The organism is Sphingopyxis fribergensis, assembly GCF_000803645.1.
Taxonomy (GTDB): domain Bacteria; phylum Pseudomonadota; class Alphaproteobacteria; order Sphingomonadales; family Sphingomonadaceae; genus Sphingopyxis; species Sphingopyxis fribergensis.
Genome location: NZ_CP009122.1, coordinates 4592895 through 4618769, shown reverse-complemented (window position 1 = coordinate 4618769; position 25875 = coordinate 4592895). Strand labels below are relative to the sequence as shown.

Sequence of the window (25875 nt, the reverse complement as noted above, 5' to 3'; positions counted from 1 at the left end):
TAAAGTTGAACCGACTTTCAACTTGCGCCGTCCTCCGGCTCTGCTAGCCATGAGCGATAACAGATAATCGGTCAGGGAGAGGGTTGCCAGATGGCGGAAGACGATATGAGCGGCGCGGCGGCTTTGGCCGAGCCGAAGGCCACCGGATATAGCTGGTACGTCCTGTCGGTGCTCGTCGTCGTCTATATCCTCAATTTCATCGACCGGCAGATCATCAGCATCCTCGCGGTCGACATCAAGGCTGATCTGGGCCTGACCGACGGCGACATGGGCTTCCTTGGCGGCGCGGCGTTCGCCGTCTTCTATGCGCTGTTCGGCATCCCGCTCGGCCGTCTCGCCGACAATTGGAACCGGGTGAAATTGCTGTCGATCGGCCTGACTTTGTGGTCGGCGATGACCGCCGCATCGGGTTTCGCCTATAACCAGCTGACGCTGACCTTCGCGCGTATGGGCGTCGGGGTCGGCGAGGCGACCGCCAGCCCGACCGCCTATTCGCTGATTTCCGACTATTTTCCGAAGCGGCAAAAGGCGACCGCGCTCGCCATTTATTCGTCGGGGCTCTATCTCGGCGGCGGCGTGTCGCTGTTCATCGGCGCGCTGATCGTCGAAGCATGGAACAGGAATTTCCCCGCCGGCGGGCCGATGGGACTGGTTGGCTGGCAGGCGGCCTTCCTCGCGGTCGGCGTCCCCGGCCTGCTCCTCGCGCTGTGGGTCGCCAGCTTGCGCGAGCCGGTGCGCGGCGCGATGGACGGCGTCGCGAGCCCGAGTTCGCCGAACCCCTTTCGCGAGTTCGGCAAGGATCTGTCGATGATCGTGCCGCCGCTGACGCTGTGGGGCGCCGCGAAGCGCGGCCCCGCGGCGCTGGCGATCAATGTCGGCTTTGCCGCCGCGATCGCCGCATTTGCCTGGTGGATGATCCGCCTGACGGGCAATTTCCCGCAATGGTCGGCGGTCGCGCTCGGCTATTATGCGGTCTTTTCCTGGGCGAGCGCGCTGCGCGCGCACGACCCTGCGACCTTCCGGCTGATCTGGGGCACCCCGGCCTTCATCTGCACGACGCTCGGTTACGGTCTCGTCAGCCTCGCCGCCTATGCACTCGCTTTCTGGTCGGCGCCCTATGCCGAAATCGTGCTGGGCCTGCCCAAGCAGGAACTCGCCTTCATCCTCGGGGCGAACGGCGCAGTCGCGGGTTTCGTCGGGGTGATCCTCGGCGGGCGGCTCGCCGACCATCTGCGTGCAAAGAACCCGGCGGGCCGCGTCCTGATGATCATCTTTGGCGTCGTGGCGCCGATCATTCCGATCTGGATCGGCTACACCACCGAAAATTCGACGCTCTTTTATGTCATGAACTTCCTCGCCGGCATGCTGAGCGCCGCCGCGCTCGGTGCCGCCGCGGCGACGACGCAGGATCTGGTGCTGCCGCGGATGCGCGGGACGGCAACCGCCGCCTTTTTCCTCGGCACCACCTTGGTCGGGCTGTCGTTCGGGCCCTATATGGTCGGGCAGATTTCGGACCTGGCGGGCACGATCGTCGACGGCAAGCCGGTCGGCGACCTGCGCACCGGCATCTTGTCGCTAATCGGTGTCGCGCCGATCGCGCTCGGCTTGCTGCTCTATGCCTATCGCGCGGTGCCCGAGGCAGAGGCGACGATCGCCGAACGCGCAGCGGGCGCCTGATCTTTCGATCGAGACGCCCGCTTAAGTCTTTCGGTCGAGGTTTGGAACCGCTCCGTCACCCCGGGTTGCGGGAGGGACGACTCGGAAGCCCCTTTACTTCGCGCCCTCTTTGACGATCACGCCGCACGCGACGCGGCCGCCGCTGTTGCCGCTGGGATCGGTTTTGTAATCGTCGGGTCCGGCGTGGATCACGAAAGCGGCGCCGTCGGCGTCGAGCAGCCCGCCATCGCCCTCGAAACGCGAACCGACCATGCGCAGCGTCGCGCGGCCGATCTCGTCGGGGACGATCGTGAGATTGGGCAGGTCGCCATGATGCGCGCCCATCGGATTGTCGCGGCCATGCTGGACGCTGGTCGGGTTCCAGTGCGGACCCGCGCTGGCGAAATCGGGCGGCGTGCACTGGCCGACCGCATGGACGTGCATGCCATAAGTACCCGTTGCAAAACCGCGCGCGACGAGTTCGATGCGAAGGCCCGTGGTGTCGCGATAGATATCGGCGCGTCCGCGGTCGGCGCCCTTCGAATCATAGAGCTGCGCATAGGCGTCGGGCGCGGGCAGCGTCGTCGTTGCCTTCTTCCCCATTCCGGCGCAGCCGGCGAGCGCGAGCGCGGCGATGACAACGGCCCCTTGAGCCATGATATGTTTTTGGTGCGAACCTATCGTCATCTTGCTGCTGCTCCCTATCGCAAAACTGTGAATCAGAACGTCGCGGCGGCGCGTTTCGATCCCTGTTTAGCGACGATGCCCGCATATGCCACAAGTTCCAAGGGGATAGTCGGGATTGGGGCGGGGCGGGTCATTAATTTCGTCATGCTGAACTTGTTTCAGCATCCATGGCCCGAGCTTCAATTCAACGCTGCGCGGAAGGAAGCGGCGGACCATGGACCCTGAAACAAGTTCAGGGTGACGAGATTTGGGAGGGCGGCTTCCGGTCGCTAGCGGACACCCGGACGCCCCTCGGCAAAGGAAAAAAAAGGGCCGCGAATTGCTTCGCGGCCCCATATTTTTGCCTGACGGCCCTGATCGATGATCAGAAGACGCGGGCGTATTGCTCGTTGCCGACAAAGCCCAGCTTGCCGACGCCGCTGCGCTTGATCACCGCCATGACATTGTCGACGACGATATAGCGCGCATAGGGGTCGGGCTGGACCTGCAGCTCGGGTTCGACGGGCAGAGCCTTGGTCTGTTCCAGATAGTTCGCCAGCTGAGCGAGATCGACCGGTGAACCGTTCCAGGTGATCGTTCCCGCGGGATCGATCATCACCTTGTTCTTTTCGGGGTCGACATTGCTCTGGCTATCGGTCGGGACCGGCAGATCGATCTTCACCGCGTGGGTCTGGACCGGGATGGTGATGATGAACATGATGAGGAGCACGAGCATGACGTCGATCAACGGCGTCGTGTTCATATCCATCATCGGTTCATTTTCGTCCCGATCTCCAACTGCCATGGACATGCGATTATTCCTTCGTTCCTAAACCGAGCGCGCCCTTACAGGCGGCTCGTGGTGCCCGAGCCAGCAGCCGGTTCCGAAATGAACCCGATCTTCTGGAAGCCGGCATATTGCATCGTGTAGATCACACCGCCGATGCACTGGTACGGGGTGTTGACGTCGCCGCGGATATGCACTTCGGGAAAATTTTCCTCGGTGATATTCTGCGGACCGCCAATATCCTCGAGCAACTGCTCGAGTTTATTCTGTCCACGTTCCAGCAACTGCTTCGAATCGACCGGGGTCTGGCCCCAGTAAACTTCACACGCCGTGCTCTCGGGATTGGGCTCGCCATCGCCGTCGGTATCAGCCGAACGGATCGACAGCAGCACATTTTCAGGCTTCGTCGTCGTCACCTCAAACGCCACGTCGGGCAGCTTCAGGTTCACCGTCTCCAACACCACGGGAACCGTGATGAGGAAGATGATGAGCAACACAAGCATGATGTCCACGAGCGGAGTCGTGTTGATTTCGGACATCGGGGCATCTTCGCCCCCCTTGTCGCCTACACTCATCGCCATAGGATTAGCATCCTGTCACAAAATTTCTGTCACGGACATCGGGACGACGCGCATTGAGTTCGTCTTCCCTGTCCAACGGACCCCGCCCTTCGCCACGCGGGCAAGGGCGGGGGTCCAGGAGACCGATCAGGCCTTCTTCGGTGCCGCGGCCGGAGCAGCGGTCTTCGCCGGAGCGATCAACGCGGGCTTCACCTGGCCGTTCGACATGATCGAGCCGAGCACGTCGTTCGAGAAGGTCGAGAGGCGGCGAGCGATCGCCTTGTTGCGGCTCTGGAGCCAGTTGAACGCGAGCACCGCAGGAACCGCCACGATCAGACCGATGGCGGTCATGATCAATGCTTCACCGACCGGACCGGCAACGGTGTCGATCGAAGCCTGACCCGATGCACCGATCTTCACCAGCGCGCGAAGAATACCGATAACGGTACCGAACAGACCGACGAACGGAGCGGTCGAACCGACGGTCGCGAGGAACGCGAGGCCCGAATTCAGCTTCGAGTTGATGTGGTTCTGCGAACGCTCGAGCGTGCCGTGCATCCAGTCATGCGCTTCGACGGGGTCGGTCAGCTTGTTATGCTCTTCGTTGGCGCGCAGACCGTCTTCGACGACCTGGCGGTAGGCGCTGTTCTTTTCGAGCTTTGCCGCGCCGTCGGCGAGCGTCGGGGCGCGCCAGAAATTGGCGTCGACGGCCTTGCCCTGGTTCATCACCTTATTCTGTTCGAACAGCTTGGTGAACAGGATGTAGAGCGTACCGACGAACATGATCAGCAGGACGAGGAAGGTGACCTGCGAGACGATGCCGCCTTCGCACAGTGCGGGGACGAGACCATAAGGGCTCGCACCTTCTTCCTTCACGCACATCGCGGCGGGCATCAAGCTGAGCCCCGCTTCGTGGGCCGGTGCTGCCGCAGCGGCGGCATTTGCGATCAGATTAAACATACTGGAAAATCCCTCTCAAAATATTCGATAAGTTCGAAACACAGATCCGGCCGCGCGATCAGCGCGGGATCTGCCAACGGATACGATTGCTGTACGAGCCGCCCGTGGGGTTACCCGCGCGATCCTTGCCCGGATTGAACCGGCCACGGCGCTGGATAAGCTTGCAGGTTTCGGCATCGAGATCGGCATGGCCGCTCGACGAGGTCACGTCGCACGACGTGATGCGACCATCGGCACCATAGGTGACGCGGAAGCCGGTGGTGCCTTCACGCTCTTCGCGCATCGCACGTGCCGGATAGTCGTCGTTCGTCGCCCAGCGGCCCGGGTTGCCACGCGGCGTACCGGCGGCGCTCAGATCGGGCGTCGGCGGCGGCGCGGGCGGTGCCGGCGGCGTGTAGACGGGCGGGGGCGGCGTCGGCGGAGCCTTCGGCACCGACTGAATCGTGTTCGTCGTTACCGGCGGCGGAATCGGCGACGGCGGCGTCACAACCGGCGGCGGCGGCGGCAGCTTGTTGTCTGGCGGCGGCGGCGGCGGGGGTTCCTCCGGCGGCGGCGGCTCTTCAACGTCCACCACATCCAATTTTTCGGCGAGTTTCTTGACGATACTGATATTCAAGCCGTTAACCAGGCCATAGCCCAGAACCGCTGTAAGCAGACCAACCAAGACAATCGCCACTACCCTATTTTTAGGGTCGACATTATCACCATAAGCCATTCAGGGACGACGCTCCTTGCTAGATCATCCTGACACCAATTCCCTGCCGACGGGTTCGGTTGCCAAATGCCCGGATGATTTCCGATGCGTTGTGCGAGACCCGACGGCGCTACGTTCGGCTTATTATGTTTTTGCCGGACGCTTCGCGGCCCGTCCTATCGCGGTGGCGGCACATTCGCAAACCCTTTATCAGCGGTTAATGTGCCTTGTCCCATGATGGGGTTTTGTTTGCCGATAACGGTGTCATAAACGATGGAAAGACGAATGATCATGCGCCTCCCCCACCCGGCGGCCATCGCCGGCATTTTGACCTTGAGTCTTGGAATCCCAAGTGTTTCCGCGATGCAGGCGCCCGTAGCGGCGCCCACCCCCAGCCCGTACAGCTATGCCGACATCGCCGATCTGGCGAGCGCGGCGCCAATCGCGCTCCATGCGCGCATATATAAGGCCGCAGTGCTCAAACCGGAGCAGGCCCCCGGAGTCGCGGCGGGTCACGCCCGATTCTATGTCGAGTCCGACGTTGTCAGCCTGATTCGCGGATCGGGGCCGCTGGCAGCGCGAATCTCCTATCTCGTCGATCTGCCGCTCGACGCGAAGGGCAAGCCGCCGAAGCTGAAGAAAAAGCAGCCGGTCCTAGTCTTCGCCCGCCCCGTCGCCGGGACCGCGGCGGGGAGCAGCAACACCGGCAGCGTCCAGCTGATCGCCCCCGACGCCCAGCTGCCGTGGGATCCGGCGACAGAGGCGCAGTTGCGCGCAGTGCTGACCGAGCTCGTCAAGCCCGGCGCGGCGCCCGCGATCACCGGCATCGCGAATGGATTCCATGTTCCCGGCACCTTGCCCGGCGAGGGCGAGACGCAGGTCTTTCTCAACACGAGTACGGGCGAGCCAGTGTCGCTGACGATTTTGACCGCCGCCGATGGCTCGCGGCGCTGGGCCGCGGCGTTCGGCGAGATCGTCGATGGCTCGGCGGCGGTGCCCGCGCGCAATACGCTCGCCTGGTACCGGCTCGCATGCGGGCTGCCGCGCCAGCTGCCGCTGAACAAGCTCGCCGGCACCGCGCCCGAGGATCGCCGTAAGGCGGCGTCGGACTATGGCGTCATATTGGGCGCGCTCGGCGAATGCACGCGCACGCGCAAGCCGCCGGTCGGGTAAAGATTTGCTTCGGCGCGTCTAAGGCGCGCCGGGCTTGTTTCCGTCCCAAAAGCCGATAGGGCGCTCGCAACGGCGGGGCGAAGCTCCGCGTCTTATCGGAGTCCTCGCATGTCGCCTTATTCCGCCCCGACCGCCCCCCGCCCGCCGCTGCGCGTCGCGCTCGCAGGGATTGGCGTCGTCGGCGGCGGGGTCGTGCGGCTGCTCGAGGTCAACCGCGAGCTGATCGCGCGCCGCGCAGGCCGCGCGATCGAGATCGTCGCCGTGTCGGCGCGCGACCGCCACAAGGACCGCGGCGTCGACCTGTCGCCCTATCGCTGGGAAGACGATATGGACGCGCTCGTCGCGGCTGCAGATGTCGACGTCGTCGTCGAGATGATCGGCGGCGCCGACGGCCCGGCGCTGACGCTGGCGCGCCACGCGCTCGGCGCTGGCAAGGCGCTGGTCACCGCGAACAAGGCGATGATCGCGCATCACGGGCTCGACCTCGCGCGGCTGGCCGAGGAAAAGGACACGCCGCTGAAATATGAGGCCGCGGTCGCGGGCGGCATTCCCGTCATCAAGGCGATCCGCGAAGGCGCCTCGGCGAACGAGATCGCGCGCGTCTATGGCATCCTCAATGGCACCTGCAATTATATCCTGACGCAGATGGAGCGCAACGGCGCGAGCTTCGCCGATGCGCTGAGCGCCGCACAGGCCGAGGGTTATGCCGAGGCCGACCCGACCTTCGATGTCGACGGCATCGACGCCGCGCATAAATTGTCGATCCTCGCCGCGCTCTGTTTCGGGACGCGGCTCGACATCGGCGCGGTGACCGCCGACGGGATCCGCGGGCTGATCGCCGCCGATATTCGCGAGGCCGAAGCACTCGGTCACCGCGTCCGCCTGATTGGGATGGCCGAGCGCGATAGCGCCAAAAACGGGGGCGCGCTCTACCAGCATGTCCAGCCGTGCCTTGTCCCCGCCGACCATCCGCTCGCTTATGTTCCCGGCGCGCTCAACGCCGTGGTTGCCGAGGGCAATTTCGTCGGCCGCCTCTTTTTCGAAGGCGCGGGCGCGGGCGCGGGGCCGACGGCGTCGGCGATCGTCGCCGACATCATCGACATCGCGCGCGACGAATATGGCCCGGCCTTTGCGATGCCGGTCGATTCGCTCGATGCGGCACCCATCGCCGACGCGGGGGCGCGGATCGGCAAACATTATGTCCGGCTGATCGTCGAGGACCGGATCGGCGTGCTTGCCGAGATAGCGGCGGCGATGCGCGATGCCGGGGTGTCGATCGAAAGCCTGATCCAGCGCGGCAGCGACGACGAAAGCGGCGTCGTGATCGTGCTCGTCACCCACGAAGGCCCCGCCAGCACGATCCACGCCGCGCTCGACATCCTCGCCGCGTCGGATCATGTCGTCGGCACGCCGATGCACATGCCGATCCTCGCGCTTTAGGGTTCTTCTTCCTCCGGTGGCGCCGGGGTGCCCGTTTCGGGGTCGGTCGCGCGTTTCATCGCTTCGAACTGCGCATTATATTCGGGGCCGCGTTTGTACCGGCCGCCGAGAGATATCCAATTATAGGGCAGTTTGTCGAGCGTCATCGCCTGCGCCGCGGCGCGCGGCAGGCCGTCGTCGGTCGATTTGCCGATACCCGCGATCGCGCGCAGTTCGGGCGACAGGCGGTGCAGATCGGTGTCGGAACCGCAAACATTGATCGAGCCGTCATCGGCGGGTCGGCAGCGCTTGATCGGGTCGACCATTTCCTTTGCCCTGGCGGCGGCGCTTTCGGCATCGCGCGGTGGCGGCGGTGCGGGCGGGCCCTGCGTCTGCGCCATGACGGCCCCGGCGCCCGTCATCGCGATGACACAGCTCATGGCGAAAGCCGCACCGAATCGGGCGAAGCGTTCTCGACAAGTGGCGCGGGCAACCATATGGCGCCCACCATGCCGACGGGGCGGGACAAGTAAAGACGGAGAGTGCGAAAGATGACGGATACCGGCAGCAACCTCGACCGGGTGCTCGTGCTCGAAATGGTGCGCGTCACCGAAGCTGCGGCGATCGCCGCCGCGAAGCTGATCGGCCGCGGTGACGAGAAAGCCGCCGACGCCGCCGCGGTCGAGGCGATGCGCACCGCGTTCAACACGCTCTATATGGACGGCACGATCGTCATCGGCGAAGGCGAACGCGACGAGGCACCGATGCTGTATATCGGCGAAAAGGTCGGCAATGCGCCGGGCAAGGGCCCGAAGATCGACATCGCGGTCGACCCGCTGGAAGGCACGACAATCACCGCCAAGGCCGGACCCAACGCGCTCGCGGTGCTGGCGATCGCCGAAGAGGGCTGCCTGCTCAACGCCCCCGACGTCTATATGGACAAGCTCGCGGTCGGCCCCGGCTATTCACCCGGCGTGGTCAATTTCGACAATAGCGTGCGCGAAAATGTCGAAGCCGTCGCGCGCGAAAAGGGCTGCCCGCCCGAACAGATCATCGTCTGCGTACTCGACCGCCCGCGCCACGAGGCGATCATCGCCGAACTGCGCGCGATCGGCTGCGGCGTTGCGCTGATCCCCGACGGCGACGTCGCGGGCGTGATCGCGACGACCAACCCCGAGACCAACATCGACATCTATATGGGTTCGGGCGGCGCCCCCGAAGGTGTGCTCGCCGCCGCCGCGCTGCGCTGCGTCGGCGGCCAGTTCAAGGGCCGCCTGCTGTTCCGCAACGACGACGAGCGGAAGCGCGCGAAGAAATGGGGCATCGACGATCTCGACCGGGTCTATGACCTCGAAGACCTGGCCAGCGGCGACGTCATCTTCGCCGCGACGGGCGTCACCGACGGATCGCTGCTGCGCGGCGTCAAGCGCCGCCGCGACGGCGTGATGACGACCGAAACCGTGGTGATGCGCGCTTCGTCGGGCACGGTGCGCTGGGTGAAGGGCGAGCATCGGTCGCATTGACGGGGTTCGACCTGCACCGGACGCTCCGCTTACTTCGTCATTCCCGCGAAAGCGGGAACCCAGGGCTAGGCCAGCCGACGGACGCGCTCGGTCCCCGCTTTCGCGCGGATGACGAAAATGGGGAAGCCAGCTCCCCGCCCCAGCGCCGACGCGCGGCCTTGACCTTCCGACCATCCTTGCCGTATTATCTCAATAATACAGCTCGGATGAACGTTGGCATTGTCAGAAAATCCCCGCCGCCAAACCCTCCGCCAGCGCGGCGCCGAGGTCGCGGGCTTCAGCGAGGCGGTCGGGGGCGATCGTCTTGGGCGCAAGGATCGCTTCGGGCGTCTGCGCGGCGGTGTTCACGATCACCGGATCGGCCACGCGCTTCAGCCGCCAGCCGGTAGCGATGCGGTCGAGCTGGCGCTGGGCGTTTTCGCCGTCGGATCCCGCGCAGATGATCGTCGCATAAGGGCGGCCTTCGAGCCGGCCGAGGCACGGATAATAACAGCGGTCGAACATTTCCTTCATCGCGCCCGACAGCGCGGCGAGATTTTCGGGACCGACGAAGAGATAGCCACCCGCAGCTTGCAGTCCTTCGGGCGTGACTTCGTCCGCGGCGACGAGCTTCGCGCTCGCGGCCCCCTCGGCCGCGGCGCGTGCGAGCGCTTCGCTGCCGCCAGTGCGGCTGTGCCAGGCGATGAGCAGGTGCGGCGCGTCGATCATACGCCGATGCTTGCCAAGCACCGGGCCGCGGCGCAAGCTGCCCCGAAATATGGGGGAGAGATGATATGCGCCGACTGACCGCCCTGCTGCTTGCCGGCAGCCTGCCCTTCGCCGCCATCGCACAGGACCCAGCCAGCGAGGCGACGCGCACCGCGCAGGCCGAGATCGCGGGGCGCCTGCCGCTGAACGACCCGCGCGACGAGGCCAATGCGATGCGCGGCAAGCTCGCCGAGATTCCGGGCGGGGTGATCCAGACCGCCGATGGCAAGATTGTGTGGGACCGGCGTCCCTATGCCTTTCTGAGCCAGGCCGAGGCCCCCGATACGGTCAATCCGTCGCTGTGGCGGCAGGCGCGGCTGAACGCGGTGCACGGATTGTTCGAGGTTGTGCCGGACAAGATCTGGCAGCTGCGCGGCTATGATCTGTCGGTGATGACGATCATCCGCGGCAAGACGGGGTGGATCGTCGTCGATCCTTTGCTGTCCGAAGAGACGGCGGCGGCGGGTTGGAAATTATTCGCCGACACGGTCGAAGCCAAGTCGGGCAAGCGACCGATCAAGGCGGTGATCTTCAGCCACAGCCACAGCGACCATTTCGGCGGCGTCGGCGGCATCGTCACCCCCGAACAGGTCAAGGCGCAGAAGATCCGCATCATCGCACCGCACGGTTTTTCGGAGGAAGCGACCTCGGAGAATGTCCTCGCCGGGACGGCGATGGGACGGCGCGCGCTCTATATGTTCGGGTCTATCCTGACCCCCGGCCCGACGGGGCAGGTCGACACCGGGCTGGGGCCAAAGCTGTCGTCGGGCACGATCGGCTATATGGAGCCGACCGAGAGTGTCGGCGAAAAAGGCGGCACGCTGACGATCGATGGGCTCGCCTTCGACTTCCTCGACGCAGGCGGCACCGAGGCGCCGTCGGAGTTCGTTTTCTATATCCCCGCTTATAAGGCGCTGCACACGACCGAGGTGGTCACGCACAATCTGCACAATATATTGACGCTGCGCGGCGCGCAGGTGCGCGATGCGCTGCGCTGGTCGAAGGTGATCGACGCGATGCTGCTGAAATGGGGCGGCACGGCCGAGGTCGCGCTGGCGTCGCATCACTGGCCGACATGGGGCGCGGGCGAGGTGTCGGCGCTGCTGGCGAACCAGCGCGATGCCTATCGCTATGTTCACGATCGCACCTTGTTCCTCGCCAATCGCGGTGCGACGCTGCACGAGCTTGCCGACCAGACCGCCGAAGCGCCGGTGCAGGGCAGGGATTTTTCGACGCGCGGCTATTATGGCACGCTGAACCACGACATGAAGGCGACCTATCAACGCTATTTCGGCTGGTGGGATGGCAACCCCGCCAATTTCAACCCGCTGCCGCCCGAGCAATCGGCGCCCAAATATGTCGCGCTCGCGGGCGGCGCCGACAAGCTGCTCGCGGCGGGCAAGGCCGCGGTCGCGGCGGGCGAGTATCGCTGGGCGGCCGAGCTTTTGAACAAGCTGGTCTTTGCCGAACCGACCAACAAGGACGCCCGCATGGCGCTCGCCTCGGCCTATGACCAGATGGGCTATCAGGCCGAGTCCGGCGCATGGCGGAATTATTATCTCGCCGCTGCGGCGAGCCTGCGCGGCACCGCAGTCGAAAGCCTGTCGGGCAATGGGCAGAGCCGGTCGTTCATCAGCGCGATCCCGACCGCGGTATTTTTCGACGCGCTCGCGGCGCGCTTCGATGCGGCGAAAGGGAGCGCGGCAAAGGGGGCATTCCAGTTCGTGCTGCCCGACAGCAAGGAGACGGTCGCGATCGTCGTCGGCGGCGGAGTCGAAGTGCCGCGTTACGGCGTGACCGACCCCGCGCCGACCGCAACGATCACCATGAATCGGGCAACGCTCGACGATGTGATGCTGGGACAGGCGCAATTCCCCGCGCTGATCCAGTCGGGCGCGATCAAGATCGACGGCGACCGCATGGCGTTCCTGTCGTGGTTCGCGCTGCACCCGCCCGCCGATCCGCGCTTCAATGTGGTTGAACCGTGAGGACGTAACCGACTATCGGAGGAATATGACCGACACCCCCGCGCACCCGACCGACCCTTTCGATCCCGATGCGCTGAATGCCGCCGAGGGGCTCGACCCGGTTAACCCCGCTTATGCGCAGGTTTTGCGCATCGCGACCGCGCTCAACCTGATTCCCCTTGCGATCGGCGCGAGCGTGTTCGACGCGCTGCTGATCCGGCAAATCGAGGGGCCGTACGGGCTGATCACCGCGGCGGCGTGGCTGATCGCGATCGCTATGATCGTCACCTTCCCGTCGCGGCGCGTGTCGCGCTGGGGGTACAAGATCGGCGACGGGCAGCTGCGCGTTGCGCGCGGCTGGCTGTTCCGCACCGATACCATCGTCCCCTTTGTGCGCGTCCAGCATATCGACGTCGGGCAGGGGCCGATCGAGCGCTGGTTCGGACTGTCGCACCTGATCGTCCACACGTCGGGCACGCACAATAGCACGGTGACGCTGCCGGGCCTGCACAGCGACCTCGCCGCCGCGATGCGCGAGACGATCCGCCGCCATATCCAGACCGACTTCGCATGAGCGACGTTGCTGCCATAGCCACGGCCGAAGCGGAGCCGGACTGGCAGCGGCTGCACCCCGCGACGCTCGCGCTGGCGGTCGTCAAGCTGGGGCCGCGCTCGTTGCAGTTCCTGCCTGCGGTCGCCGCGCTGGGTTTTACCGGCAACTGGATCTGGATCGTTCCCGCGGTCGGCGCCTTCTTGCTGATCTCGCTGGCCGCCGCCTGGTTCCAGTGGCTCCGCTTCCGTTTCCTTGTCGGCGATGACGAGGTGATAATCGAAAGCGGCGTCTTTTCGCGCCAGCACCGCACCATCCCTTTCGACCGCATCCAGGACGTCAGCATCGAGCAGGGGCTCGTCGCGCGCGCGCTCGGCATCGCCAAGGTCGGGTTCGAGACCGGCGCGGGCGGCAAGGAAAATGACGCGAGCCTCGATGCTATCGCGCTCGATTCCGCGCAGGCACTGCGCACGACGATCCGCGCGCACCGCAGCGGCGAGGCCGTCGCCGCACCGGTCACAGCCGATGCGTCCGGAACGGCGCCGGCCATTGAGGACCGGCTGTTGTTCACGATGGAGCCGCGCCGGTTGCTCGTCGCGGGGCTGTTCAACTTCTCGCTCGCCGCGCTTGCGGTCGTCGGCGCGGGCATGCAATTCTTCGACGGGCTGCTGCCGTTCGATTTCAACGTCTTCAACCCGATGGACTGGGTCGATATCGCCGAGGATTATGGGCTCGACCAATGGCTGCTGGCGCACCGCTGGATCGCGGGAGTCGGCGCGCTGCTGTCGCTGCTGCTGATCGGTTTCTTGAGCGGGGTCGCGACGATGGTCTTCGCCAACTGGGACTTCCGCCTGACGCGCGAGCCGCGCGCGCTGCGTCGCACCCGCGGCCTCACGACGCGCACCGACGTCGCGGTGCCGGTGAAGCGCGTGCAGGCGGCGATCCTCGTCACCGGCTGGTTCCGCCAGCGCTTCGGCTGGCACGAGCTGCGCCTGCAAAGCCTTGCCAGCGACGGCGGCAAGGAGCGCGACCATCAGGTCGTGCCTTTCGCCAAGCTGGGGGAGATCGACCCGGTGCTCGCCGAGGTCGCCATAAAGCGCCCCGATGCCGGCCAGCCGTGGCAGCGCAGCCACCGCATCGTCGCGCTCGGGCCTGTGATCGGCGCGCTTTGCGCGACGGTCGGCGGCGGCGTTGCGCTGCTGCTCGGCAATGCGGTCGGCTGGCTGGCGCTGGTCGCAGCGCCGCTGATCGCGCTGATCGCCTTCTGGGCCGCGCGTTACCACCGCTGGGCCGACCTTGGCGGGCAGGTCGCGATCCTGCGCGGATGGTGGAAACCCAAGATGACATTGCTGCCCCACGCGTCGGTGCAGAGCCTCGACCTCAAGAGCGACTTCATCCTCCGCCCCCTCGGCCTCGCGACCCTGGTGTTCGGCGTCCCCGGCGGCAGTTCGCTTGCGACGCATGAAATACCTGCGATCCCGCTCGCCGCCGCGCATGACCTGCGCACTCGCATCCTCGCCGCGAGGGCGCGGTCATGAGCGAGACTGCACTCGGCATCACGCACTCGATCAAGGGCCAACCCTGGCACTGGCGCCGCGCGAGCGCCGACATGGCGTCGGAGAATCTCGCGCCCGACGATCTCGTCACGCAATTGCTGCTCGCGCGCGGCGTGACGCGCGACGACCTCGACCGGCAGCGCGCGCCGACCTTGCGCGGCTTCATGCCCGACCCGTCGCTGTTCCGAGACATGGACGCCGCCGCCGCGCGGCTCGCCGATGCCGTCGAGCGCAAAGAGGCCGTGACGATCTTCGGCGATTATGACGTCGACGGTGCGACCTCGGCCGCTCTGCTCGTGCGGCTGCTGCGCGGGCTGGGGCTACCTGCGGGCGCCTATATCCCCGACCGGCTGATGGAAGGCTATGGCCCCTCGGGCGCTGCGCTGGTCAAGATCGGCGAGGCGGGATCGAAGCTCGTCGTCACGGTTGATTGCGGGGCGCAGGCGTTCGACGCAATTGCCGAAGCCAAGGCGGCGGGGGTCGAGGTGATCGTCGTCGATCATCACCAGTGCGCGACGACGCTGCCCGTGGCCTTTGCGCTGGTGAATCCCAACCGGCTCGACGAGGAGCCCGACGCCGCAATCCACGGCAATCTCGCCGCGGTAGGGGTCGCCTTCCTGCTCGGCGCCGCGCTGCTCCGCACTTTGCGCGCGCGCGGCTTTTTCGCGACACGCGACGAACCCGCGCTCATCGACCTGCTCGATCTGGTCGCCTTGGGCACCGTCGCCGACGTCGCACGGCTCACCGGTTTCAACCGCGCGCTGGTGACGCAGGGGCTGAAGGTGATGGCGCGGCGCGGCAACACCGGCCTTGCGGCGCTGATGGACGCCGCGCGGCTGACCAAGCCGCCGAGCGCGAGCGACATGGGCTTTGCGCTTGGCCCGCGGATCAACGCCGGCGGGCGCGTCGGCAAGTCCGACCTCGGGGTGCGCTTGCTGACGACGTCGGACCCGCAGGAGGCGGCCGACATCTCGCAGGAACTCAACCGGCTCAACGAGGAACGCCGCGCAATCGAGGCGGGGGTGCTCGAAGAGGCGATGGCGGCGAGCAGCGCGTGCGGCAACGCCCCCGTCGCGATCGTCGCCGGACAGGGCTGGCACCCCGGGGTGATCGGCATCGTCGCGGGACGCCTCAAGGAACGACTGCACCGCCCCGCGATCGTGATCGCGCTCGATGACGCGGGCATCGGCAAAGGCTCCGGCCGCTCGATCAGCGGCGTCGACCTGGGCGCCGCAATCCTCGCCGCCAAGGAAAGCGGCCTGCTCGTCGCGGGCGGCGGGCATGCGATGGCGGCGGGGCTGACCGTCGAAGCCGACAAGGTCGATGCGCTCGGCGCCTGGCTCAACGACCGCCTCGCCGCCGATGTCGAGCGCGCGAGCGGCGACAAGTCGCTGCTGATCGACGCGGTACTGGCGCCGCGCGGGATCAACCCTTTGTGGTGCGATGCGATCGAGAGCGCGGGCCCCTATGGCGCGGGCTGGCCCGCGCCGCGCGTCGCGACCGGGCCGGTGCGGATCGTCGAATCGGGGATCGTCGGCACCGACCATGTCCGCCTGATCGTATCGGGCGACGATGGCGCGCGGTTCAAGGCGGTGGCCTTTCGCAGCGCCGAGACCGAATTGGGGCAGGCCCTGCTGCACACGCGCGGCAATCGCAAGCTGTGGCTCGCGGGCCGCGCGAAACGCGACGATTGGGGCAGCCGACCGGCGGCTGAACTCCACCTCGAGGACGCCGCGTGGGCCGACTAGGCACCGGCTGATCCGCTGCGGCGCAATATTTTTACGCGGCCACGGCGCCCCATGCTTGACCCCGCCGAAACGCCCGTCTAAGGCGCCCGCTCACCGATCAGACGGCCCCTTCGTCTAGCGGTCTAGGACGTCGCCCTTTCACGGCGAAAACACGGGTTCGAGTCCCGTAGGGGTCACCAACTCTCTTTCCCAGAGGGTTCCAGAATGTGCCATAAATGGCTGATTTCTGCGGTTTTTTGTGGTATAGGTATCCCATATGGAGCGGCTTCGTGCCACCGGATACCACCATCTCGATGGTATATTTGATGGTAGCGCGGCCCTCCTTGATCAGGAGATACCATCATGGCGCTTACCGCTGTTGCTATCAAAAACGCAAAGGGCCGCGAAAAGCCCTACAAAATCACTGATTCTGAGGGGCTGTTCCTCTATGTGACCCCCAATGGCGGGCGCTATTGGCGCATGAACTACCGCCACTTCGGCAAGCAGAAGACGCTGGCGTTCGGCGTCTATCCCGACACCAGCCTTGCCGAAGCCCGCGAGCAACGCGACGCGGCCCGCAAGGTTCTGGCGCGCGGGGACGATCCGGCCCAGCAAATCAAGTTCGAAAAGATCGCAGCCGCTGTCGCGGCGTCCAACAGCTTCAAGGCAGTGGCCGACGAATGGCTTTTGAAGGTCGAGCGGGAAGGCCGTTCGGCTGTCACCATGAAAAAGCTGCGTTGGCTGCTGGACTTCATCAACGAGTCCATCGGCACGCGCCCCATCGCCTCCATCTCCGCGCAGGAGCTTTTGGTGATGCTTCGTAAGATGGAGAGCAAGGGCCGATACGAGACCGCCAAGCGACTTCGCAGCACGTGCAGCCAAATATTCCGCTATGGTATCGCCACGGCCCGCGCCGAGCGTGACGTGGCGGCGGATCTGCGCGGCGCGCTCATTGCGCCCCAGCCCGTCCACCGCGCCGCGATCACGAACGGCAATGCAGCGGGCGGCCTGCTCCGCGCTATCGAGGCGTTCGAGGGGCATCCCAACACCAAGGCTGCGCTGCGCCTCCTACCCCATGTGTTCGTGCGCCCCGGCGAGCTTCGCTTTGCCGAATGGGCCGACTTCGATTTGGACAAGGAGCTGTGGATCATCCCGAAACACAAGACCAAGATGCGCCGCGCCCACAGCATCCCTCTTTCTCGGCAGGCGCTCGCCATTCTCGAAACCATCGAGCACGACGAGGGATATAGCCCTTATCTGTTCCCGTCGCTGCGTTCGGTCGATCGGCCGATGTCGGAAAACACCGTCAACGCCGCGCTACGCCGCATGGGCTATGCACAGGATGAAATGACCGGCCACGGCTTCCGGGCGATGGCGGCAACGCTGCTCAATGAAATGGGCCTATGGCATCCCGACGCGATCGAGCGGCAGCTTGCCCATCAGGACAACAATGCGGTGCGCCGGGCTTATACGCGCGGCGAATATTGGGATGAGCGCGTCCGCATGATGCAGCATTGGTCCGATCATCTCGATTTCCTTCGCGATGGTGCGATGATCATCAACGGCGATTTCAAGAAGGCGAAGGCCGGAGACTGACCCGGCCTTGCGTCATTCGGCGCAACCTTCACGGTAACGCACGGGATCGGCGATCCACCGGTTGATGGCGGATTCATGCCATCCGGCGCCGTGCACGCTGATCTTCAATTGCGCCGGGAAAGTGCCTTCTGCTATCTTACGATAGAGGGTGGATCGCGAAAGGCCCGTGCGGGCGAGCACGGTCTGGAGACGAATGATTCGTTCGGAGTTTTGCATGGCCTGTGTCCCATCGTCTGGCGGTTGGTGGGCTCCCCTGGACGGGAGAATTGGCGATGATTAAAAATCGCGCAAGAGTGCCAAAAATGGTGCTTACACGTCCCTGTGTCCCGCTGCGTTCGCTAGCGTTCGGCAGCATCCAATCCATATGCGAAAATAATTTCCCATGCTGTCCCAACGAGGGGGCTTGGTGCCAGGCTTGGCACCGTCCGACCGGGGCCTCATCACGAAACGTACGATTCCTATTCCCCTCGCTCCCAAGGTAACCCCGCACGATTCGATCCTCACTAACGGCCAATCACCTATGCCGGGATGGCGACTGGGTGATCTCGCACCTATAGCGGCGAGCCGCTCGGGATTGGCTCGGGCGCCTGTGGAGACTTGAAATGAACCATACCGAACTTTCGGATAGCGTTGCAGCCGCGCTCGGCCTCAGCAAAGCGGACGGAAAGAAGGCCGTCGACGCCGTCTTCGCCGCGATCGCAGCTGCCGCCGCCAAGGGCGAGGAAGTTTCGGTCAACGGCTTTGGCAAGTTCAAGGTCAAAGCGTCGGCAGCACGCGAAGGCCGCAACCCTTCGACGGGCGCGACCATCCAGATCGCGGCGTCCAAGAAACTGACCTTTGGCGCAGCCAAGGCCATCAAGGACCGCCTCAACGGCTGATCTGATCTTTCCTCGCCGGCGTTGCCGGCGGGGAAAGGTGCGAGCAGATGTTAAATATACAAGTGGCAGCGGTCGATAGCGGGCTCTCTCGAACGCTTCAGTTCTGCACGGTTTTGCGGCATTTTGGGGAATCCAGGACTGAGTCTGCTCCGCATGATGTTGCAAATGCTCCCATGTCTTCAAAGCAGCCTCTCAGGCCCTCGGTTTACAAAAATCATATCGGTTGACAAATAATAGAAAAAGCCCATTGTGGCGCGCAACAAGCCAGCAACTGGGGACTTCGATGACCAAGATTTATCCGTGGGACTATCATCCGGACCTGACCGAGGATCGAATCAAGATTGTTGCCGCCATGCTGGTCGACGGTCGTCACGCCGCTCTCGAGCGGTTTGACGAGGAGGCAGGTGACAATGGCTGGACTCACGGATGCCGGGCATTCCAGTTTTGCAGGCACCGTATCCTGCGCGCAATTGACAGCGGCGATCATGTTTGGCTGACCGCGATTGATCGTACTCTCCAGCTTATTTTCAAGATCGGAGAGGTACCTGTACGCATTTATAAGGGCGACGCCGGCGAACCGACCGACCGGACGCTGCGGCAGACCTTCGGTGAACTGCGCCAGCTCGAAATCCTTTTTCCCGAGCATGACGAAGGCCGGGATCTTGCCTATCGCTTCGCGGTGGAGACCGACATCGACGGCAGCGTGCTTGCGGTGAAATTTGTTGGTTTGCGGGGCGAATCCGCGGTTCTGATCTGGGACGTACCGCTCGACGGCTTGCCGACATTTGCCGGCACCGTGGGACATGCGGCCTCGGAGAGCGTCGAACTGGCGGCTCCCAGCGTTGGGCTTCGTACCGACCGCGACATTGCGGAAGATGGCACGGACGCCTAACGGCGCACCGGTTTGAATTGATCGGATGAGATCATGGTCGGAACGCAAGTCTTCGATGGCGAACGCCTGCGCCTTGCGCGTGTCGCCAAGGGGCTCACTCTTGACGAGCTGGGCAGTCGCGTCAGTGCCACACGTCAATATTTGAACCAACTTGAACAGGGTACGAAGCAGCCGACAGATGTAATGATCGAGGCGCTCGCCGCCGCATTGGGAGTGACCGCGCGTTTCTTCACGTTGCCCGCCCGGGGCGGGGTGTCGGCAGATCAGTGCCATTTTCGCAAGCAAAGAACGACGCCCGTTTCGGTGGTCAGTCAGGTGCTGGCACGCGGTACGCTACTTGATGGTTTCATTGATCGTCTCGATCGCGCTCTGGAACTGCCGGACGTTTCATTCCCTGATCTCCCGGTTACGTCCACCGCCGACATCGAGAGTGCAGCCGAAGAAGCACGCCATCAGTGGAAATTGGGCACAGGCCCGATTTCGAGCATGATGCGGGTGGTAGAAAATGCTGGCGCTGTAGTGAGCTTCTTTGGCGGCGTTTCGGAACGGGTCGATGCCTTGTCCATTGACCGACCCCGGCCGATGATCATTCGGAGCGAGGCCAAGCCAAGCGCCTGTCGCCTTCGCTTCGACTTGGCACATGAATGCGGTCACCTCGTCATGCACAAAGGTATTGTGACCGGCGACAAGGTCACGGAAGATCAAGCCAATCGCTTCGCAAGCGCCTTTCTTCTTCCGCGCTCGGCGTTCATCCACGAATTTCCGCGCGGGCGAATGCTCAACTGGCAGACTATCTTCGAGATGAAGTTGCGCTGGAAGGTTGCCGCTTCGGCTATCCTTCGTCGCGCCTATGATCTGAGGATCGTGTCGGCGGATCAATATCGGACGGGCTACATTCATCTGAGCAAGACGGGGCAACGCAAATTCGAACGCTATGACGATGTTATAGTTGCAGAGGAGCCCGAATTGCTGCCTTCGGCCATGACAGCGCTTGAGCAGGCTTCGCCTGGAGCTGTGCGGCGGATCGCAGCCGACGCAGGCTTGGAAGATGGCATGTTCGAAAGCGTTTCCGGGCTGGACTTGCCACCCGACGCAGACACGGACATGACGAATGTCGTGCCCATCAGACGCTAGCCTACATTTTTCCGAAGAGCGGGAGAATATGAGTGCAGAATGAGCGCTCAGTGGCGCCCCGCCAATGGCGGCCGCGCTCTACTCCGCTACGCGCCGCCTCGTCGGCTGATGCCGTGATGATCGCTCATCGAAAATATCGCCCGCTTCGACCCCGACGAGGTGTCGCGTTGCGAATCCCTCACCCGGCCCGTCCGGGAAGGGCGCGGCGTCGAGGACAAGGCCTGACCTTTGGGCTCACCTCGTTGCAGGTAGCGGACGCTCGCCATTGGTAACCTGCTGCCGCGCATCCGGGGTCACTGTTCCTGTTCGATTCGAAGAGACTCTGACAAACTGCAATGCGGCAATGGACTGTTCTGATAAAGTGAGCGAATCGATGGATTTAGGGATCGACCGCCCAGGAGGGCCCGAATGAAGCAGCGCCGCATGATAGAACTTTTCGTTTGTTGCGCCATCCTCGCGGCAAATACGGCACAGGCAATTCCGCCGCCGCCGCCCCTGGAAGAGTGGGCGAAAATTGTTGCCGACTGCCGCACACCGGCAAGCCGCTCCATTCCCCTCACCAAGACGACCGTGCCGGTCCCCGATGCTCCGGCGGAACTGAACGTCGGATGGGCCTTGCGGGTTGCGCCGGCGACAGACGCCGAAATCGGCCGCTTGATGGGCGTGACAACATCGTGGAACGGTTCGATCATCGCTGTGACGGACCGCGGTTATACGGAACGCGGCGGTATCGGCTGTGTCGAACGGAGCGAGCGCATCGCGCCGCTTCTGGTTCCGGCGGAAATTGACGCCGAACCGGAAATGCGCCGAGCCGCCTGAACTGCAAGCAGCAATCTTCATGGAGGAGCGGTTTCGTTTCTCCATTTTTTTGCCCGGCGCAAAGCGCCGGGCATTCTGTCCTTGCCAAGTGACGGGCATTGCCCGAAGATTCTGGCACCCATGCGTACCGACGTCGACCATCTTCCTGCGGCCAAGCAGCGCGAACTTGAGCGCATCGTCGAGATCATTTTCGACGAGTTCCGCGAGGCGACCGAGAATGCGACCGGGCGCCGCAAGGGCGCCCGTATCCTGAAAATCATATTGTTTGGGTCGCACGCGCGCGGCGATTGGGTCGATGCGCCGCTGTCGGCGAACCAGTATAAGTCCGATTACGACATTCTCGTAATCGTCAGCCAGAAGGAGCTCACCGACCGCGCCGCCTATTGGGCGAAGACCGAGGAACGGCTGATCCGTGCCTATACGATCGAGAAAACGCTACGCACGCCAGTCAATTTCATCGTCCATTCGCTGCATGAGGTGAACGATGGGCTCGCGCATGGCCGCGTCTTTTTCATGGAGGTCGCTAAGGATGGCATCGCGCTCTACGAAACTGACAGCAGCGAACTGGCGACACCGCGTCCCAAGACGCCTCAACAGGCTCTGGCGGTTGCGAAAGGGTACTTTGAGGAAGAAATTGCAGGCTCGGTAGATTTCTATGAGGGATTCAAAGACGCGCAAGCACGCGGAAAGCTCAAGAAGGCGGCTTTCGATCTACACCAAGCTACGGAACGGCTCTATCAGGGACTGCTGCTCACGCTGACCTTCTACACGCCCTACAATCACAATATTGCTTTCCTCCGCTCGCTGGCGGAAGGCCTCGACCGGCGCCTATATGGCGTCTGGCCGGAGACCAATCGCCGCGAGCGGGCGATGTTCCAGAAATTGAAAGAGGCCTATACGAAGGCCAGGTACTCAAAACACTACAAGATCAGTTCGGAGGAATTGTCTTGGCTCGGCGAGCGCGTCGAGGAATTGGGCCGCGTCATTCATCAAGTTTGTTCCGAACGGATCGCGATTTTGGAAATAGAGGCCCGCAACGGAGTCAACTCGACACGCGCGTAGAAATGGCTCCCGCCATGCAACTTTGCGGCGGTTGCGAACGTCGGGCGGTCTGTCGCTCAAACCGAGCGTGGGACGATGGTGCGCCCAAAACGTGCCTCGCCGTAACCGGCGGGACCTTTTGGCGTGAACGGTTCGCCGCGCAAATCTATGCATCTGCCTCACTATGCGCAGGCGATTGCCGGCCTCCTGCAACGATCCGGGAACGGGACACGTTGCGACCCCTAGCCTGCGGAAAGTTGCAGGCTTGGTGCGATCGAGGGGTTCCATTTCAGCCCCATCGCTCAATAGCTAGGAGATATCATGCGTAAGATTGCGATTGCGTCCGCCGTGGCGGTGAGCTTCCTTGTTTCGCCGCTGGCGGTTGTTGCTCAGGAAACCGGAACCCCCGCGCCGACGGAAGAGCCTGCACCGGCTCCCGAACCGACCACCGAGCCCGCCCCGGCACCCAAGCCCGCGGAAGAACCCGCTCCCGCACCGACGGACGAGCCTGCGCCCGCTCCCAGCGAAGAGCCCGCCCCTACTCCGCAGATCTAATTTACGCCCGGCGTAGCCGAAACACGAAAGGGCGGCAGGGCGATGGCCTTGTCGCCCTTTCGCATAACGAGGTGCGATAGCTGCTTGTACAGGGCGCGTTGAGGGCCTTGGCCGCGTCGCCCACCATGTCCGCTCCGAACGCATCACCGCGTTGGAGGCCGCCGCGCGCGATTAGCCCGACCCGCTCGGCGTCTTGTCGGAGCTCCCTGATTCTGGCATGATCCCGCCCACGGGATGGAGTAACTGGCGGCCATCCTTCAGGATTACCCTGCCAGGCATCATGCAGGTTCGGCCATCACGGTCGGGCAGTTGCTGTAAGCCGCTAGGTCGGCAACAGCGGACACCGCTTGCACATCCGCGCGTGCTGCGCGGACCGCTGGTGTGCGAGCTGCAAATGAATCCCCCGAACGACGTTTACGCGCGCGAAGTCGTGATGGCGCGCGTCGGCCACCTGATCCGCCGCAAGCAGCAGGAGGTCGAGCGCATCACGCGCATCCTGCGCGCCTGCTTCGATCCAACCCGCGTGCAGGCGCCCGAGCCGGGCGAGATTCGCCGGATCATCCTCATCGGCCCCTATGCGCGGAAGAATTGGTACGAAGACGACGATGCGATCAATTTTTCCGATTATGAGTTCTGGATCGTCGTCAATCATCCGCTGTTCAAGGAAGCGGAAAGCTGGACCCGCGCCCGCGATGTCATCGGCAGCGAGCTCGGCAATCGCTGCGCGGTCGGCCTTGAATTTTACTCCAAGGCCGACATCCGCGTCGCCAAGGTCGAACGCGACACCTTCATCCTCGACCGCATCGAAGCGGGCATCACCCTCTGTCGCGCCTCGCGCGATGCGCCCTTGCCCACGCGCCAGCGCAAGGGGGCGCGGTCATGACCGCGCCGGTTTCGACCGCCGCCTTCGACGCCTTCTATCGGGACGAGCGCGAGCGGATACATGTATATTTCAGACGAAGGGCCGGGCGCGACGCAGCGCCCGATCTGACGCAGGAAGCCTTTGCACGGCTGCTGCGCAGCGGAGCCCTCGAGCGGACCGAATGTCCTCAAGCCTATCTGACCCGGATCGCACGCAATTTGCTGATCGACCGCGCGCGCCAGAAGACATGCGGCCCAACCGCCTTCTATCCGCTCGACGAGGAACGCGATGCGGTGTCACAAGCCGAGCAGACATGGCGGATCGAGGCAATCGACCTGTTCCGCGTCTATCGGCAGACCGTTCGCACCATGCCGCCCAAGACGCGGCGCGTCTTCTTGATGCGTCGGGTGCGGCGGATGAGCTACAAGGAGATTGCCGCGCAACTTGGCATCGGCATCACAACCGTCGATTATCATATGGTGCAGGCGCTCGCGCGATGCCGCGCGGCGGTCGCAGCGCAATGGTCGGGGGAATGGGCAACCGCCTGTACGGCGCTTCGCGCGACGCACCATTTAACCCCATGCGAACGGGGGCGCTGATCATGTCCGGCCTCGATCGTCAGCGCTGCGCCGCGATAGAACGGGTGCCCGCACTCCCGCGCACGCTGTTCCTGCTCCATAACTTCTACGGTGTCGAAATCGGCGCGATAGCGGAGGAACTTGGGGCCAATCGCGACACCATCAATAGCTGTCTCATGGATGCGCGCGCGATCGTGTGGGCGCACGTCTGCTATAAGGACTCGGTGCCCGGCGTCGGGCCGGCGACCGCCGCCTTGCAGGCGCGCCTGCAACAACGCTATAGGCAAGCACTCGCGACCGCCTTCGCCGAGAGTGGCTCTCCGGGCGACATTCTATGGCCCGATCCGATTGCCGGTATCGCCGACGATCAGGAGGCCGCCGCCGCGTTCATCCTCGCGCAATTGCCGAAGGCGTTGCGTAAAGCGGTGGCGCGGTCGCGCCGGGCCGGCGTCGCCACGGTCGATCAATGGCGCTTCGTTGGACCGTGGCGCCGACGTCGGCGCGACCAACTGTGGCGCGTCAACGACGCGCTCCGCGGCGCCGGCTGGCAATCGTTCGACGAATGGCTGGCCGACCCCTTGTTCCCGATCATCGCTACCCGCATGGCTATTCCGAGTATCGTCGACGGCGGCGTCCCTTGCCGGTGGAAAGGCAGATGACGGTAGCCGACACGATACAGGTTCCGGAGCGACTGCTCGACCAACCCGAACTGTCGCAGCAGGTCTGGGTTCTCTTCCATCATCATGGCCGACCGTATGAGGAAATCGCCCCGTACCTCGGCATCGGCCGCGCCGAAGTCGAACGCCGCCGCAAGCAAGCCTGCTATGCGATCCTCGACGAGGAATATCCGTCGCTGGCCTCGCGCATTCGCTTCGCGCTCATGGTGAAACGACTGTCGCTCGAATGGCGGTGGGAGATGATCCGATTCGCCATTTACGGTTAGGGGATCGATGCACCGCTTGCCGCACCACCCTTGAAGCGGAGACGACATGGGCAGATCCCAGAGCCCGATAGATTAGCGCGCGCTGATGGAGAGTGGAGCAGGCCGGGCTGCTATCGGCTCGTCGCAAACCGGTCTGGAAATCAATATCTGGTTAACCATTGCAGCAGACGATGCGGTCATCGCAGTTCGGATGCCGTCCGCTGCTTATCGGGATGGCAAGGGCATGCTTCACGCCGGCCCGGAGAAAGCGCCCCTTGCAGACCTTGCCGATGTTCTTGGTCGTGTCGGCGAAGAAGGCGGTATGACGGCGGGCGTGGCCAAGCTTCTATTTGAGAAGCGAGAGGATATCGAACGTGTCTTTGCCGAACATGATGCCATGATCGCCAGCACCCTAAGAGACGAAACGGAATTGGGCGATATCATGCCAATCGGGGACGCGCGCTGAAACTGTGCGCGCCCAGCCGACGGGAGCCTTTTGCAGTAGAGGGCACCCCCTCCCATTCATGGAATGCCGTCGCGCAAACATTATGGTAAGGTTGAACAGCCACATTTCTCCCGGTCCACCGTGCTGATGATCGTAGTTGACCAGACG

Annotated in this window: 28 protein-coding genes and 1 tRNA gene; 21 read left to right on the top strand and 8 right to left on the bottom strand. The window is 64.1% G+C overall.

Translation table 11 applies throughout. The features are described 5' to 3' along the window. Nucleotides 1-90 precede the first annotated feature (90 nt). Complete coding sequence (locus tag SKP52_RS21650; RefSeq protein ID WP_039578674.1) at nt 91-1677, top strand: spinster family MFS transporter; 1587 nt, start codon at nt 91-93, stop codon at nt 1675-1677. A 93-nt stretch (nt 1678-1770) separates the two neighbouring features. Here the strand turns inward: SKP52_RS21650 and SKP52_RS21645 are convergent, their stop codons facing one another. The 5 genes from SKP52_RS21645 to SKP52_RS21620 all read right to left on the bottom strand — a co-directional run bounded on the left by SKP52_RS21645 (nt 1771) and on the right by SKP52_RS21620 (nt 5344). Continuing rightward, nucleotides 1771-2313, bottom strand: coding sequence for a superoxide dismutase family protein (locus tag SKP52_RS21645; protein WP_039578670.1), 543 nt, complete (start codon nt 2311-2313; stop codon nt 1771-1773). 394 nt (nt 2314-2707) lie between these two features. Next, the gene (locus tag SKP52_RS21635; protein ID WP_037517269.1) at nt 2708-3133 is read right to left on the bottom strand and encodes an ExbD/TolR family protein; all 426 of its coding nucleotides are present in this window, start codon (nt 3131-3133) and stop codon (nt 2708-2710) included. 35 nt (nt 3134-3168) lie between these two features. Beyond that, nucleotides 3169-3690 carry an ExbD/TolR family protein gene (locus SKP52_RS21630; RefSeq protein WP_039578661.1) on the bottom strand — a complete coding sequence of 174 codons (522 nt, stop codon included), beginning with the start codon at nt 3688-3690 and terminating at the stop codon, nt 3169-3171. Nucleotides 3691-3816: 126 nt separating this feature from the next. Beyond that, complete coding sequence (locus SKP52_RS21625; protein WP_187337271.1) at nt 3817-4629, bottom strand: MotA/TolQ/ExbB proton channel family protein; 813 nt, start codon at nt 4627-4629, stop codon at nt 3817-3819. A 58-nt stretch (nt 4630-4687) separates the two neighbouring features. Beyond that, a complete protein-coding gene (locus SKP52_RS21620) occupies nt 4688-5344 on the bottom strand; it encodes an energy transducer TonB (RefSeq protein WP_039578659.1) in 657 nt (218 codons plus the stop codon). A 342-nt stretch (nt 5345-5686) separates the two neighbouring features. On the opposite strand from SKP52_RS21620, the gene SKP52_RS21615 reads away from it, so the two are divergent. Further along, a complete protein-coding gene (locus tag SKP52_RS21615) occupies nt 5687-6496 on the top strand; it encodes a hypothetical protein (protein ID WP_321164061.1) in 810 nt (269 codons plus the stop codon). A gap of 108 nt (nt 6497-6604) precedes the next feature. Continuing rightward, the gene (locus SKP52_RS21610) at nt 6605-7936 is read left to right on the top strand and encodes a homoserine dehydrogenase (protein ID WP_052208704.1); all 1332 of its coding nucleotides are present in this window, start codon (nt 6605-6607) and stop codon (nt 7934-7936) included. Here the strand turns inward: SKP52_RS21610 and SKP52_RS21605 are convergent. Next, nucleotides 7933-8355: a hypothetical protein gene (locus SKP52_RS21605; RefSeq protein WP_228383734.1), complete on the bottom strand. Its 423-nt coding sequence runs from the start codon at nt 8353-8355 to the stop codon at nt 7933-7935. The two genes, SKP52_RS21610 and SKP52_RS21605, sit on opposite strands and share 4 nt — an antisense overlap. Before the next feature lie 111 nt (nt 8356-8466). Between SKP52_RS21605 and glpX the strand changes: the two genes are divergently transcribed. Beyond that, the gene (gene glpX / locus SKP52_RS21600) at nt 8467-9438 is read left to right on the top strand and encodes a class II fructose-bisphosphatase (RefSeq protein WP_039578653.1); all 972 of its coding nucleotides are present in this window, start codon (nt 8467-8469) and stop codon (nt 9436-9438) included. A 222-nt stretch (nt 9439-9660) separates the two neighbouring features. Here glpX and SKP52_RS21595 read toward each other — a convergent pair whose 3' ends face one another. Continuing rightward, nucleotides 9661-10146, bottom strand: a complete 486-nt coding sequence (locus tag SKP52_RS21595) for an NAD(P)H-dependent oxidoreductase (protein WP_039581985.1) — start codon at nt 10144-10146, stop codon at nt 9661-9663. 65 nt (nt 10147-10211) lie between these two features. Here SKP52_RS21595 and SKP52_RS21590 point away from each other — a divergent pair, with 65 nt between their 5' ends. The 6 genes from SKP52_RS21590 to SKP52_RS21565 all read left to right on the top strand — a co-directional run bounded on the left by SKP52_RS21590 (nt 10212) and on the right by SKP52_RS21565 (nt 17581). Beyond that, on the top strand, nt 10212-12173 hold the full coding sequence (locus SKP52_RS21590) for an alkyl/aryl-sulfatase (RefSeq protein ID WP_039578651.1): 1962 nt from the start codon (nt 10212-10214) through the stop codon (nt 12171-12173). A 25-nt stretch (nt 12174-12198) separates the two neighbouring features. Then, the gene (locus tag SKP52_RS21585) at nt 12199-12726 is read left to right on the top strand and encodes a PH domain-containing protein (protein ID WP_052208702.1); all 528 of its coding nucleotides are present in this window, start codon (nt 12199-12201) and stop codon (nt 12724-12726) included. Beyond that, on the top strand, nt 12723-14240 hold the full coding sequence (locus SKP52_RS21580; protein ID WP_039578649.1) for a PH domain-containing protein: 1518 nt from the start codon (nt 12723-12725) through the stop codon (nt 14238-14240). The genes SKP52_RS21585 and SKP52_RS21580 overlap by 4 nt, the downstream gene beginning before the upstream one ends. After that, entirely contained in the window at nt 14237-16006 is a 1770-nt protein-coding gene (gene recJ / locus SKP52_RS21575; RefSeq protein WP_039578647.1) for a single-stranded-DNA-specific exonuclease RecJ, read from the top strand. The genes SKP52_RS21580 and recJ overlap by 4 nt, the downstream gene beginning before the upstream one ends. Nucleotides 16007-16109: 103 nt before the next feature. Then, nucleotides 16110-16185 (top strand) — tRNA-Glu (locus SKP52_RS21570). A 163-nt stretch (nt 16186-16348) separates the two neighbouring features. Continuing rightward, nucleotides 16349-17581, top strand: coding sequence for a tyrosine-type recombinase/integrase (locus SKP52_RS21565; protein WP_039578645.1), 1233 nt, complete (start codon nt 16349-16351; stop codon nt 17579-17581). A gap of 12 nt (nt 17582-17593) precedes the next feature. On the opposite strand, the gene SKP52_RS21560 is transcribed toward SKP52_RS21565, so the two are convergent. Further along, nucleotides 17594-17797, bottom strand: a complete 204-nt coding sequence (locus tag SKP52_RS21560; protein WP_039578641.1) for a helix-turn-helix transcriptional regulator — start codon at nt 17795-17797, stop codon at nt 17594-17596. A 386-nt stretch (nt 17798-18183) separates the two neighbouring features. Here SKP52_RS21560 and SKP52_RS21555 point away from each other — a divergent pair, with 386 nt between their 5' ends. From SKP52_RS21555 to SKP52_RS21510, 11 genes are all read left to right on the top strand, one after another. Further along, nucleotides 18184-18459: an HU family DNA-binding protein gene (locus SKP52_RS21555; protein ID WP_039578638.1), complete on the top strand. Its 276-nt coding sequence runs from the start codon at nt 18184-18186 to the stop codon at nt 18457-18459. Nucleotides 18460-18742: 283 nt separating this feature from the next. Then, a complete protein-coding gene (locus SKP52_RS24855; RefSeq protein WP_052208700.1) occupies nt 18743-19351 on the top strand; it encodes a hypothetical protein in 609 nt (202 codons plus the stop codon). A 33-nt stretch (nt 19352-19384) separates the two neighbouring features. Beyond that, the gene (locus tag SKP52_RS21545; protein ID WP_039578633.1) at nt 19385-20485 is read left to right on the top strand and encodes a helix-turn-helix domain-containing protein; all 1101 of its coding nucleotides are present in this window, start codon (nt 19385-19387) and stop codon (nt 20483-20485) included. A gap of 408 nt (nt 20486-20893) precedes the next feature. Then, entirely contained in the window at nt 20894-21304 is a 411-nt protein-coding gene (locus SKP52_RS21540) for a hypothetical protein (protein ID WP_039578629.1), read from the top strand. 120 nt (nt 21305-21424) lie between these two features. Then, nucleotides 21425-22366, top strand: a complete 942-nt coding sequence (locus tag SKP52_RS21535) for a HEPN domain-containing protein (RefSeq protein ID WP_039578625.1) — start codon at nt 21425-21427, stop codon at nt 22364-22366. Nucleotides 22367-22666: 300 nt separating this feature from the next. Further along, entirely contained in the window at nt 22667-22900 is a 234-nt protein-coding gene (locus SKP52_RS25715; protein WP_187337270.1) for a hypothetical protein, read from the top strand. Nucleotides 22901-23261: 361 nt separating this feature from the next. Beyond that, nucleotides 23262-23783, top strand: coding sequence for a hypothetical protein (locus tag SKP52_RS21530; RefSeq protein ID WP_228383733.1), 522 nt, complete (start codon nt 23262-23264; stop codon nt 23781-23783). After that, nucleotides 23780-24361 carry a sigma-70 family RNA polymerase sigma factor gene (locus SKP52_RS25710; RefSeq protein ID WP_081997477.1) on the top strand — a complete coding sequence of 194 codons (582 nt, stop codon included), beginning with the start codon at nt 23780-23782 and terminating at the stop codon, nt 24359-24361. The genes SKP52_RS21530 and SKP52_RS25710 overlap by 4 nt, the downstream gene beginning before the upstream one ends. Before the next feature lie 2 nt (nt 24362-24363). Then, entirely contained in the window at nt 24364-24999 is a 636-nt protein-coding gene (locus SKP52_RS21520) for an RNA polymerase sigma factor sigma-70 region 4 domain-containing protein (protein ID WP_148309207.1), read from the top strand. Next, the gene (locus tag SKP52_RS21515) at nt 24996-25283 is read left to right on the top strand and encodes a hypothetical protein (protein WP_148309206.1); all 288 of its coding nucleotides are present in this window, start codon (nt 24996-24998) and stop codon (nt 25281-25283) included. Before SKP52_RS21520 ends, SKP52_RS21515 begins: the two co-directional genes overlap by 4 nt. Nucleotides 25284-25368: 85 nt before the next feature. Next, nucleotides 25369-25728 (top strand): hypothetical protein, encoded by a 360-nt coding sequence (locus tag SKP52_RS21510; RefSeq protein ID WP_228383732.1) that lies wholly within the window; start codon nt 25369-25371, stop codon nt 25726-25728. The last annotated feature ends 147 nt before the right edge of the window (nt 25729-25875 follow it).